An 11,026-nucleotide genomic window follows, 5' to 3' on the forward strand; every position below is an offset into this window, starting at 1 on the left:
AAAGGCGGCGGTTCATCGAGAAACGGTCGGGACAGCAATCCGCAATATCTTGGAGTCAAGGCATTCGGCGGTGAAACCGTCAAGGCTGGGGCGATCATCGTCCGCCAACGTGGGACCAAGTTTTTCCCCGGTTTCAATGTCGGCCTCGGCAAGGACCACACCCTTTTCGCCCGCGTGACGGGAATCGTCAAGTTCGAGGGCGGACGTGCGCGACAGAAGGTCAGCGTCTACCCCGCACCTGCGACGTCGTAACCGGCATACTTCCTTTCTTCTGAGTCAAAGCATTGACGCACCGAGAGGCTCCCTGCAGGGCCACTAGCCATGGGGATTTCTCCCGGTGCTGTTCGTTCGCGCATCTCATTGAACTGCTCCCCTATGTTCGTCGACGAAGTCAAAATTACAGTTAAAGCGGGCGGCGGCGGCGACGGGAGCTGCAGCTTCCGTCGGGAAATGTTCGTCCCTCGGGGAGGCCCAGACGGAGGGGATGGAGGGAATGGAGGCGACATCATCTTTACCGCCTCGAACAGGCTCACGACGCTCCTTGATCTGCGCTATCAGCGACACTATGAGGCAGAAGATGGGAAACCCGGGAGCGGTTCCAACTGTACGGGCCGCAGGGGCAAATCCGTCAACATCCTGCTCCCGGTCGGGACCGTTATCTACGATGAGGAGTCGGGAGAGGTGTTGGCAGACTTGGTGGCTGACGGAGAAACGGCGACGATCGCCCTCGGAGGGAAAGGTGGACGAGGCAACAGCCATTTCGCCACCTCCACAAACCGAGTCCCGACGAACTTCGAGCAAGGGACAGAAGGCGAAGAACGCCACCTGCGCCTTGAGTTGAAACTCCTCGCCGATGTCGGACTGGTGGGTTTCCCGAATGCAGGGAAATCCACATTAATCGCTACTATTTCGGCAGCGCGCCCAAAGATTGCCGACTATCCGTTCACGACATTGGTGCCGAACCTCGGCGTCGTCCGCTACGGTGAAGACCGGAGCTTCGTCGTAGCGGATATTCCTGGGTTAATCGAGGGCGCACATGAAGGGAAAGGCCTTGGCATTCAGTTCTTGCGCCACATTGAACGGACGTCTATGCTCCTCCACTTGATCGATGTATCGGAATGGGCGGCTGAAGACCCGGTTGCAAGCTTCGAAGTCATGCGGAATGAATTGGCCTCCTACGACTCCTCGCTAGCCAAGAGACCATTTGCAATCGTGGCAACGAAAATCGACGCGGCCGGCGCGGGAGAAAAACTCAAAACGCTGCAGGCCTATTGCAAGCGCCGTCGATATCGTTGCCTACCCATTTCATCCGCAACCAGAGAAGGACTGGCCGAGTTGGTTACCTTTGTCGGACAGCGCATAGGGCAATTACGGACGGCACCATGCGAGACGAAATCTTAAAACAATCCAAACGCATCGTCGTTAAGATCGGCAGCAGCCTTGTTTCCTCACGACAGACCGGTTTGCAGCCGGAACGAATCGATCAACTGGCAGACGAGATCGCTGCTTTGCGGTCAAATGGACGAGAGGTCCTGATCGTTTCTTCCGGCGCGATCATTTCCGGCATCAAGAAGCTGGGGCTCAAAGAATACCCCAAGAATCTGCCGGTCAAACAAGCAGCCGCTGCCGTCGGCCAGAGCCGACTGATGTGGGCCTATGAGAAATCCTTCGAACGATTGGGCCTCAAGGTCGCACAGATCCTCCTAACGCACCACGACCTTGCTGATCGGCGACGTTTCTTGAACGCAAGACATACCCTGGCAGCGCTTCTAGAGTTCGGCGTCGTGCCGATCGTCAATGAGAACGATACCGTGGCTGTTGACGAGATCCGTGTCGGGGACAACGACACGTTAGCCGCCGATGTCGCCCATCTCGTCGACGCGGACCTCCTCGTGATCTTGTCCGACATCGACGGATTATTTACCGAAGACCCGCGGAAAAATCCTTCAGCGCAGCTCATCCCCCTGGTCAGCGAGATCAACGAAGACATCGAGCGAAGAGCCGGCGTCTCCTCGACGTTCGAAGGAACAGGCGGCATGGCCACTAAGGTTCGTGCAGCCAAAAAGGTCGGCGAATACGGTGTGGCCACTTTGATCCTGAACGGACAAGAGACCGGACTTCTGACGAAGATCCTTTCCGGCAATCCTGGCGGGAGCCTGTTCTTGCCTAAAGGGCGTCGCCTGAACAGCCGAAAACACTGGATCGTCCACACCCTTCGTGCCCGGGGAACGGTCACGCTGGATCAGGGAGCCGTCGAGGCCCTAACCAAACGAGGCAAGAGTCTGCTGGCCTCGGGTATTGTTAATGTATCTGGCTTCTTTGAAGCAGGAGATCCGGTCGGCTGTCTCGATCAAAACGGAAAAGAGTTCGCCAAGGGACTCGTGAATTTTTCCTCGGATACCCTGTCCAAGATCAAAGGCCTGAAAACGACAGAAATCCAACAGCGCCTCGGGCCGCAGGAATACGAGGAAGTTATACACCGGAATAATTTAGTGCTTCTTTAGTCCCACGGACGAAGTGCTGAGCTATGATCGATCAAGATTCGCAAATCCCAGCAGGAGGTACTCAGCGCCCTGTACCGGGAGAGCATCTCGGCATATTCGGCGGGACATTCAATCCTATTCATAACGGCCACTTGGCCATCGCGCACCAGACTCGCCGGGTTCTCGCCCTTGATCGCATTCTATTCATTCCAACAAGCGACCCCCCCCACAAGCCTCAGGAAAACCTTGCCCCTGCCAAGAACCGCTACGAAATGGTCAAACTGGCAATCAACTCCGAACCGTCTTTCGCAATCTCGGACATCGAGATCCGGCGTCCAGGAAAATCCTACTCGGTCGATACGGTTCGGCTCCTGCAGCAAGAGTATGGAGCGGAAACCGACTTCTCTTTTCTGATCGGTCTCGATGCATTCCTCGATTTCCCAACCTGGCGCGAACCGGAAACCCTCCTCCAGCTGTGCTCTTTCGTAGTCATCTCAAGGCAGGGAGCTTCCTTCCAATCCCTCTCCTCTATGGATCTCCTGCCTCCACTTTCTCCTCAATCTCTTAGCGACCTTGATTCAGGCCGGATTTCCGCCCTCAAGATCCAGTTAGAAAGCAAAAATATGACATGCCTCGTCCTGCCACCATCTGACGTATCAGCATCGGATATCCGGATGCGAATCAAGCAAGGTCTCCCGGTGGCAAATCTGTTGCCGCCCTTGGTGGAATCTTATATACTTCGGTATCGCTTATACAAATAAGACGAGGACACCGATCGCACGAACATCAAAGGCCACAGCCCTGGCAATCGCGAGGGCGATGCTCGACAAAAAGGCCACGGACGTCCTCATCCTCCATGTTGCGAAACTGACCTCTGTAGCCGATTACATCGTCCTGGGCTCTGCGGAATCTGATCGCCAAACCAGAGCCATAGCCGATCATGTGGACAGCGTCTTGTCCAAATCGGGTAATTCAGCACTGGGCATTGAAGGGAAAGCCTCGTCTCAGTGGGTGCTCATGGACTTCGGCGACGTGGTGGTCCATATCTTTCGAGAGGACGCCCGTCAGCATTATGGTCTAGAACGACTGTGGGCCGACGCGAAACGTATCCCCATCACGGGTGAAGAGCCGGTTCCTGTGACTACGCGCGTGAAACCGGCCAGACGGACAAAGGCAGGCCTCGCGAAACGGGTGTAGAGCGATGCTTAGGCTACTGACAACAATTTTTCTTATCAGCGCTGGCATCTTTCTCTACAGCTATTTTCGCGAACTTAACCCCGCCACGATTACTGTCCGCGCAAGTCCATCGACAGAATTCGAATTGAGCGCCGTCACCCTAGCCGTATTTTCCATGGCCATAGGTGCCGTGCTTGTCGCCTTGGCTGTCGGCATGCGACAAACCGTTCATGTGATCGGGAATTGGCGGTCTACTCGTCTCCAGCGCCGCAAGGACAAGGTGGATGCCCTCCATCGCGAAGGCACCCATGCCTTTATGTCCAAGCGCACCAATGACGCCGTAGGCCTTTTCGAGAAGGCCTTGGCCATTGATCCCAATCGGATCGATTCCCTCCTTTGGTTGGGCAATATCTATCGATCTGAACGTAACTATGCCGAGGCCATTCGCCTCCATCAGAATGCACATCGTATCGATGACCGCAATATCGAGATCCTGCTGGAGTTGGCCAAGGACCTAGAAAGCGCCAAGCGATTCGAGGATTCGCTTCAAGCCCTGCAGAAAATCCTCAAGCTTGAGCCTGACAACCTCACGGCGCTGACGAGGAAGCGCGACTTGTTAATCCGGCTGGAAAAATGGAGCGATGCGCTGGAGATCCAGCACCGCTTGGTGAAGGCCAATCTCCCGGAAAGCGAACGGCGTGTCGAGGCATTGCTACTTACCGGATGCATGTATGAAGTGGGACGGCAGCTTCTGGAGCGTGGACATCCTGATAAAGCCAGGCGTTACTTCCGTGGCGCGATCAAGAAAGACCGAACTTTCCTTCCCGCGTACATCGGGCTTGGAGAAATCCTGATCCGCGAAGGCAAAACCAAAGATGCCGTCGAAATTCTGAAAAAGGTTTATGCCCGAACCAGGAATGTCATCATTCTGCACCGCCTTGAGGAACTTTTTCTGGAGCAGGGGGAACCGAGTGAAATCATCCGCACATATCAAGAGGCATTGCAACAGGATCCCAGCAATGCAACTCTGCAGTTCTACCTCGGGAAACTCTACTACCGTCTGGAGATGGTCGATGAGGCCTTCGACATACTTTCGACGATCGAGGGCCCGCAGGATCAGATGGTCGATTACCACAAGATCATGGCGAACCTTTTCTTGAGAAAGCAGCATACGGAGCAGGCCGTTGTCGAGCTCAAGAAGGCCCTGCAGTTCAAGAAACGTGTCGTCGTCCCCTACGCCTGCACGGCCTGCCAGCAAGAATCGACGGAATGGTCCGGTCGCTGCCGTCGTTGTGGAAACTGGAACACCTTTGTGGCCCTTCCCTGGCTGGAAGGCCGACAAAGCATTACCGCTCGCGAAAGCAGCCTGATGCCGCCTCGTTCAATGCCGTATCAAGGCATTGCTTCTCCCTTCGAAACCGTGTAGGTTTTCCACGGCCTCAGTCGTAGCCGCTGTATCGTCGGCTACCCAAACTCTCATGTGAACGGTAAATCTTAAATGGAGACTCAGATGTTCGATTACCAGGAACTCGCTAACAAGGCCCTCCGTGATGAAATCCTGAATCGTTCGGAATGCCAAAATGTTTTGAGCACTCCGGACGACGATCTCTTAACGCTCCTGCAAGCAGCGTTCACCGTCCGATTTCGCTATTTCGGAAAGACGGTACGCCTGCAGATGCTTCAAAACGCCAAAAGCGGCGCTTGCCAAGAAGATTGCCACTACTGTTCACAGTCCGCTGTCTCAACCGCACCGATTGAACGGTACAACCTTCTGCCTCAGAAGCAGATGATCGACGGGGCACGCCAGGCCGCCGCATCGAAAGCCCAGCGTTATTGCATCGTCATCAGCGGCAGAAGTCCGTTGGACCGCGAAATCGACGAGATTGCCGGAGCCGTCCGCGCGATCAAGCAGGAAATCCCAATCCAAATCTGTTGCTCCCTCGGATTGATGAACGAATCTCAAGCGAGACGGCTCAAGGCAGCGGGCGTCAACCGGGTCAACCACAATCTGAACACCAGCGAGGCTTACCACACGTCAATCTGCACGACACATACGTTTCAGGATCGGCTCTCAACTATAAAAAACGCTCGGGCAGCCGGATTGGAAATATGTTCAGGGGGAATCGTTGGCATGGGCGAGAAAGATGACGACCTCATAGATCTTGCAATGGCATTGCGCGACGTGAAGCCGGATTCCATTCCACTCAACACACTCCATCCGGTTGCCGGCACACCGTTGGAACACTGTGATTACCTGACGCCGCAACGCTGTCTCAAAGTCCTCTGCCTCTTCCGCTTCCTGCATCCCAGGACCGAAATTCGCATCGCCGGCGGTCGCGAGCATAACCTGCGCTCGCTCCAGCCGCTCGCACTCTATCCGGCCGATTCGGTCTTCGTGAACGGCTACCTCACTACTCCAGGCGCCCCCGCACCGGAGGTTTGGGGCATGATCGAGGATCTGGGATTCAAAATTGAGGTAGACTATCAGCAGCCGGTGGCACGCTAGCATTCAGCGGCGAATGCTACATCAATCGGTTGATTCCCTTGATATGCAGCCCAACACCCGCGCCACTACTCGTCTCTCAGCCCTTCCACTACAGGCTGCCTCGCAGCCCAGCGGGCAGGAAAGTAGCCGGCGATCCAGGCGGCGCTCACGGCGAGCAAAACGGCCTGGGCGAGGACACTCACCGGCAGGGTCATCTGAATAGTCCAACCGAACGATTGTTTATTGATCACCTCGATCAGCACCCAAGCCAAGGCAATCCCGCCGATCATCCCAACACCGCCCCGATCAAGCCGAGATACACTGCCTCCCATAACACCAACCGCTCGACCTGTTTCGTGCTAGCCCCGATCGCCTGCAGCGTCGCCAACTCGCGCCGCCGCTCCAGCACGGCGGTCACCAGGGTATTCACGATCCCCAAGACTGCGACCAACACTGCGATAGCTTCCAACACATAGGTTAGGACAAACGTCCGGTCGAAAATATTGAGTATCTCCTTCCGTAGTTCCTCGTTCCTGATCACATGAGGCGGTATCATGGACTCCTGGCTTCTGGTCAGATTTCGCACTACCGACTGAACAACTTGCTCGCTGTCCACACCAGGCGCGAGGTAGAGTGCGAAAACCGTCACGCGTTCATCGTCCCACAATTCTCGGTACCTCGATTTGTCCATGACCAACTTTCCGCCGTCCGTCGCATAATCGTAGAAGACACCCTCAACCGGAATAGTTTTTGCCCCTTTCGGCGTCGTGATGGTCACCGATCCACCACCATGCAAATTTAGCCTGTTCGCCAATACCTCTGAGACCACCACACCACCCGTCTCAGCGGCCCGAGTGAGGATGACCTTCCAGTCCCCTTCAACCATGAGGTATCGCCCCCTTAACGCATGGAGCCGCAGATCCCTGGACACTAACGAAACCGGTTGGCCTTGCGCCTCGACTTGCACATCCCTATAGGAATCGACCGCCTCCACTCCTTCGACTCGCTCCAACATCTCCAACCAGCCGCCCGGCAAGGCTCGCGAAGCTTGACCGACCTGCTTGCCGTGCAGCCAGGCATCGGGAGCCACGATCAGATCCGCCATCACGGTCTCGTTTACCCATACCTCCACGGTCTCGCGAAAACTCCTGACCATTACGACAACTCCGATCATAATAGCTAAGCCCACCATCAGAGCCGACACCGTAACGGCATTCCGGCCAGGATGACGAGCTGCATGATCCGTGGCAATGCGACGGAGATTTCCTGAAAACGTCGGAGCCGACAATCCCCATTGTCGACTGATCGATCGTGCGGCGACGATGCAGACAGGAGCGATCATCGCCAGTGAGCCCAAGAGACAAAGGGTGGCCAGATACCCGAAGATTGGCAGTCCTCCGATCGGATTCCCCAGCGTACAGAATCCACCGACAAGCAGCAGCAACACACTGCCCCAGACATAACGGCGGCTGCGCAACATCTCCGCGGTTTCATAATCGCCTGGTGCAAGCGCGTTGGTCGTCACCGTGCGGCTGGCATCGATGCTTGGACCAAGCGCCCCAGCCATCGACACCACCACCCCTACCACGATGCCCTGCATGACAGGGATCAGGCTACGGAAATCGAACACCTCTATTCCACCGCTCGATGTGAGGGGAACATACAAATCGCTGATGGTTCGACCGACCAAGACGACCAAACTCCGGGCTAGCCATAAACCGGCAAGCCCGCCAAGTAGCCCTCCAACACAGCCGAACAGTCCGGCTTCAAGGAGGAACAGCCCTGCGACACGCCGCTCCGTCATACCTAGCGCCCGGTAGATACCGATCTCTCGGCGGCGTTGGGCCACAGAAAAACTCACGGTGTTGTAGACGAGAAACATCCCGACCAAAAGCCCGACCCAACTGAGAACCGTCAGGTTGAGTTGAAAAGCTCCGACCATCTTTTCTACTTGCGCCGTTCGCTGGGCAGGACGTTGCACAATAACATGTGGAGGAAGCACTGCTCGGACGGCCATGGCAACTTCTTCAGGTGAACGATCAGCAGCCGTGATTAATTCAATACGATCGAGTCGCCCGACTGCATCGAACAAGATCTGTGCGGCGGCAAGGTCCATGATGGCCACACGGTTCCAAAGCGACGCTGACGTTTCATCACCTTCCACGAGTCCCGCAATACGCAGAGTTGTAGTCCTGGAACCGGCTATCACGGCGACACTATTCCCCGTGAAGAGACTCCAATCGGCGGCAAGGTGTCGGCCGAGATAAAGACTGTCCTCCGCAAGGAGTTCCTTCAACACTTCCTCGCCAGAACCACCTTCCAAGTCGAATCCACGCTGGCCTGCCTCTGCGATGAGGTCGAGCCCATACACCTGTATGCTCTCGCCCTTATGAGCCCCTCCGGCTACGACGAGCGTCTCTTCAACCATGGGAGCCGCCCGCTTTATACCCGGCACACTCCGAACCGCGGCAATAACAGTTTCATCGAGGCCGAGATCATGCCCGACGATTTCCAAGGTGGCGGGGCCGGCCACCGTCAAGACTGCACGTTCGAACCCGCGAAGCACTTCGACGTTCGCGGTCATGATGGCGACCGACGCCAACACACCCAACGCCACCCCTGCAATGGTGAGGACTGCACGGAAAGGATTTAGGAAGACATGGGCTCGGATCAACATCCAAGCGAAAGGAAAGAATTTGTTCATGGGAACCGGACCAACAGGCAACAATACGTAACAATTTTACCGTTCGGAAACGTTGATTCCCCGCTCCCCAAGCGGCTTAAACAGCTCATGCACAAATCTTCGGTTTCGTTTACAGAGTTTCACACCTTTGCTAGACTCCCTTCAGTCAATACCAATTGAAGGTGGGATAAATGAAAAGCTCGTTACGCCGGACAAGCGAATCGGTAACAGAAGAACCTGTCGACCTGGACTTACTGACACCGCGACAACGCGATATCCTCCGCCTTGTATCGGTCGGTCATACAAACCGCGAAATTGCAAACATGTTGCAGATTAGCGTACGCACCGTGGAAGTTCACCGATTCAATTTGATGCGCCGCTTGAATGTTCGAAACGTCGCCCAACTTCTCCGACGCGCCTTGCAACTCGGACTTCTAGCCAAGTCTTTCGGCTCATAACCGCTACAGTTCTTTTAACTTTCCCCGACATTCTGCGACAGATGTGTACCCCTTTTTCCCAAGGCAGGAGGCAAGCTCCTGTTCCAGCCGATTGAACACTTCGATACCCTCTTCGACCAAGACGGTCCCAACCTGAACGGCCGATGCACCACACAGAATGTGCTCGAACGCATCAATACCATTCAAGACTCCGCCTGTCCCGATGATCGGCATCCTTCCCTCGAAATACTTCCAAAAGGCTCGCACGTTGGCAAGTGCCACTGGCTTGATGATCGTTCCACCGAGTCCGCCAAACCCTCCCTTGGGCTTGATCACAACCGTCTCCGCTTCGGGGTCCACAACCAGCCCGTTCCCGACGGAATTGATAAGGTTCAAAAAATCCACGCTGCAGCGGCTGATCACGTCCCCCATAAGCTTGTGGTGCGCGGGATCAAAATAGGGAGGCAATTTTACGCCCATCGGCACCGTGATGACTTTTCGCACGCGTTTCAACAACCGTTCCGACGCTTCCGCGTCGTACCCGATCTGCGGTTTTCCTGGAATGTTGGGACAGGAGAGGTTTACTTCAATCAAATCGGGGTTTGCCTGATTAATAACCTGCGCGATCACCGAGAAATCATCTTCGCAGAGCCCGGCAACGCTTGCGATCACCGGTTTCCCAAACTTCTTGAGTTCGGGAATCATCTCGGCATACGCCTGATAGCCTAAGTTCGGCAATCCCATCGAATTGATGGACCCCCCTGGAAACCCGTAGTAGCGCGGTGAAGGGTTTCCCTGACGCGCCTCGATTGTCATTGACTTCGTAACAATGGCTCCGGCTTGGGAGCGTCCAAGCGTGGACAGCTCTTCCTTTGTGACACAGAGCGCGCCAGAAGCATTCATAAAGCAGCTCGGAAAGTCGACGCCTGCAATCGTAGTAGATAAAATCATTTCTATGTTCCCGCCCACGCTTGTCGACGTACTGTTCGTGTTACCAGACGGCCGTCTTTCATTGTCCAGCTGTAATCGGCTGAATCTGCCGCCGTAGAACTATGTGTCACGAGGAGTACCGTTTGCCGAAATTCTTCTACGAGCCGACGCAGCAGAATGATGATGTCCGCCCCGTGGTGAGAGTCAAGATTGCCGGTCGGTTCATCCGCCAAAAGGATCTTGGGCTGGTGGATGATCGCCCTTGCGATCGCCGCCCTTTGCTGTTCCCCCCCAGAAAGTTGACTCGGACGGTGGTCCTTCCGATGCGCGATGCCGACCAGCTCCAACACTTCTGCCACACGATCCTGAAGAGCTGTCCCCTTTTCTCCTCGCAACAATAAGGGGAAGGCTACGTTCTCTTCCACCGTCAGTCCTGGGATTAAGTGAAAAGCTTGAAAAATGATCCCGATAGACTGCCGCCTGAGTCTCGTCCAATCGTTGGCGGCAAAGCTCGCCGTTGATTGTCCATCTATAAAAATGTCTCCCGATGTCGGACGATCGAGTCCTGCAACCAAATTTAGAAGGGTGCTCTTCCCGCAACCACTGGGGCCTACAAACGCACAGAAATCTCCCGCAGCAATGTCGAGAGTTACATGATCCAGCGCGCAAATGTGGTCTCCACCCCGTTCGTAAACCTTCAATACGTCCTGGAGAGCGATCATGCTAAAGGCAGGGCTCCTTTGCTTTTGGAGTCATTTCGTATACCACACCCCTTTAGCAGGCAACAACCTTGACAGACGATGAAAAGCAAGATAGAGACAGCTGCAAAATC

General features: G+C 55.3%; 12 protein-coding genes. 8 read left to right on the plus strand and 4 right to left on the minus strand.

Annotated elements, in window-relative coordinates; translation table 11 throughout:
* The 7 genes from rpmA to bioB all read left to right on the plus strand — a co-directional run.
* On the plus strand, positions 1–252 hold a 252-nt coding region (gene rpmA, locus ACWVCN_RS01660; RefSeq protein ID WP_455243773.1), incomplete at its 5' end, for a 50S ribosomal protein L27.
* Positions 253–375: 123 nt separating this feature from the next.
* Entirely contained in the window at positions 376–1,401 is a 1,026-nt protein-coding gene (gene obgE, locus ACWVCN_RS01665) for a GTPase ObgE (RefSeq protein WP_455243783.1), read from the plus strand.
* Positions 1,383–2,504, plus strand: coding sequence for a glutamate 5-kinase (gene proB, locus ACWVCN_RS01670; protein WP_455243774.1), 1,122 nt, complete (start codon positions 1,383–1,385; stop codon positions 2,502–2,504). The genes obgE and proB overlap by 19 nt, the downstream gene beginning before the upstream one ends.
* Before the next feature lie 23 nt (positions 2,505–2,527).
* Positions 2,528–3,244: a nicotinate-nucleotide adenylyltransferase gene (gene nadD, locus ACWVCN_RS01675; protein WP_455243775.1), complete on the plus strand. Its 717-nt coding sequence runs from the start codon at positions 2,528–2,530 to the stop codon at positions 3,242–3,244.
* Positions 3,245–3,290: 46 nt separating this feature from the next.
* Positions 3,291–3,680, plus strand: coding sequence for a ribosome silencing factor (rsfS, locus tag ACWVCN_RS01680; protein WP_455243784.1), 390 nt, complete (start codon positions 3,291–3,293; stop codon positions 3,678–3,680).
* 4 nt (positions 3,681–3,684) lie between these two features.
* Positions 3,685–5,085 carry a tetratricopeptide repeat protein gene (locus ACWVCN_RS01685; RefSeq protein WP_455243776.1) on the plus strand — a complete coding sequence of 467 codons (1,401 nt, stop codon included), beginning with the start codon at positions 3,685–3,687 and terminating at the stop codon, positions 5,083–5,085.
* Positions 5,086–5,169: 84 nt separating this feature from the next.
* Positions 5,170–6,165 (plus strand): biotin synthase BioB, encoded by a 996-nt coding sequence (bioB, locus tag ACWVCN_RS01690; RefSeq protein ID WP_455243777.1) that lies wholly within the window; start codon positions 5,170–5,172, stop codon positions 6,163–6,165.
* Between the two features lie 65 nt (positions 6,166–6,230).
* Here the strand turns inward: bioB and ACWVCN_RS01695 are convergent, their stop codons facing one another.
* Together ACWVCN_RS01695 and ACWVCN_RS01700 are read right to left on the minus strand one after the other, a co-directional pair.
* Positions 6,231–6,434, minus strand: coding sequence for a hypothetical protein (locus ACWVCN_RS01695; protein WP_455243778.1), 204 nt, complete (start codon positions 6,432–6,434; stop codon positions 6,231–6,233).
* Positions 6,431–8,848 (minus strand): FtsX-like permease family protein, encoded by a 2,418-nt coding sequence (locus ACWVCN_RS01700; RefSeq protein WP_455243779.1) that lies wholly within the window; start codon positions 8,846–8,848, stop codon positions 6,431–6,433. Before ACWVCN_RS01700 ends, ACWVCN_RS01695 begins: the two co-directional genes overlap by 4 nt.
* A 170-nt stretch (positions 8,849–9,018) precedes the next feature.
* Here ACWVCN_RS01700 and ACWVCN_RS01705 point away from each other — a divergent pair, with 170 nt between their 5' ends.
* Positions 9,019–9,285, plus strand: coding sequence for a LuxR C-terminal-related transcriptional regulator (locus tag ACWVCN_RS01705; protein WP_455243780.1), 267 nt, complete (start codon positions 9,019–9,021; stop codon positions 9,283–9,285).
* 3 nt (positions 9,286–9,288) lie between these two features.
* On the opposite strand, the gene ACWVCN_RS01710 is transcribed toward ACWVCN_RS01705, so the two are convergent.
* Positions 9,289–10,215, minus strand: coding sequence for a dihydroorotate oxidase (locus tag ACWVCN_RS01710; protein ID WP_455243781.1), 927 nt, complete (start codon positions 10,213–10,215; stop codon positions 9,289–9,291).
* Positions 10,216–10,217: 2 nt separating this feature from the next.
* Positions 10,218–10,916: an ABC transporter ATP-binding protein gene (locus ACWVCN_RS01715; protein ID WP_455243782.1), complete on the minus strand. Its 699-nt coding sequence runs from the start codon at positions 10,914–10,916 to the stop codon at positions 10,218–10,220.
* Between the last annotated feature and the right edge of the window lie 110 nt (positions 10,917–11,026).

The sequence above is a fragment of the Petrachloros mirabilis genome, assembly GCF_975968855.1.

Coding starts and splice junctions, on each gene's coding strand:
- proB (WP_455243774.1), top strand. CDS start 1,383: ATGCGAGACGAAATCTTAAAACAATCCAAACGCATCGTCGTTAAGATC.
- ACWVCN_RS01710 (WP_455243781.1), bottom strand. CDS start 10,215: ATGATTTTATCTACTACGATTGCAGGCGTCGACTTTCCGAGCTGCTTT.
- ACWVCN_RS01695 (WP_455243778.1), bottom strand. CDS start 6,434: ATGATCGGCGGGATTGCCTTGGCTTGGGTGCTGATCGAGGTGATCAAT.
- obgE (WP_455243783.1), top strand. CDS start 376: ATGTTCGTCGACGAAGTCAAAATTACAGTTAAAGCGGGCGGCGGCGGC.
- ACWVCN_RS01715 (WP_455243782.1), bottom strand. CDS start 10,916: ATGATCGCTCTCCAGGACGTATTGAAGGTTTACGAACGGGGTGGAGAC.
- ACWVCN_RS01685 (WP_455243776.1), top strand. CDS start 3,685: ATGCTTAGGCTACTGACAACAATTTTTCTTATCAGCGCTGGCATCTTT.
- ACWVCN_RS01700 (WP_455243779.1), bottom strand. CDS start 8,848: ATGAACAAATTCTTTCCTTTCGCTTGGATGTTGATCCGAGCCCATGTC.
- nadD (WP_455243775.1), top strand. CDS start 2,528: ATGATCGATCAAGATTCGCAAATCCCAGCAGGAGGTACTCAGCGCCCT.
- ACWVCN_RS01705 (WP_455243780.1), top strand. CDS start 9,019: ATGAAAAGCTCGTTACGCCGGACAAGCGAATCGGTAACAGAAGAACCT.
- bioB (WP_455243777.1), top strand. CDS start 5,170: ATGTTCGATTACCAGGAACTCGCTAACAAGGCCCTCCGTGATGAAATC.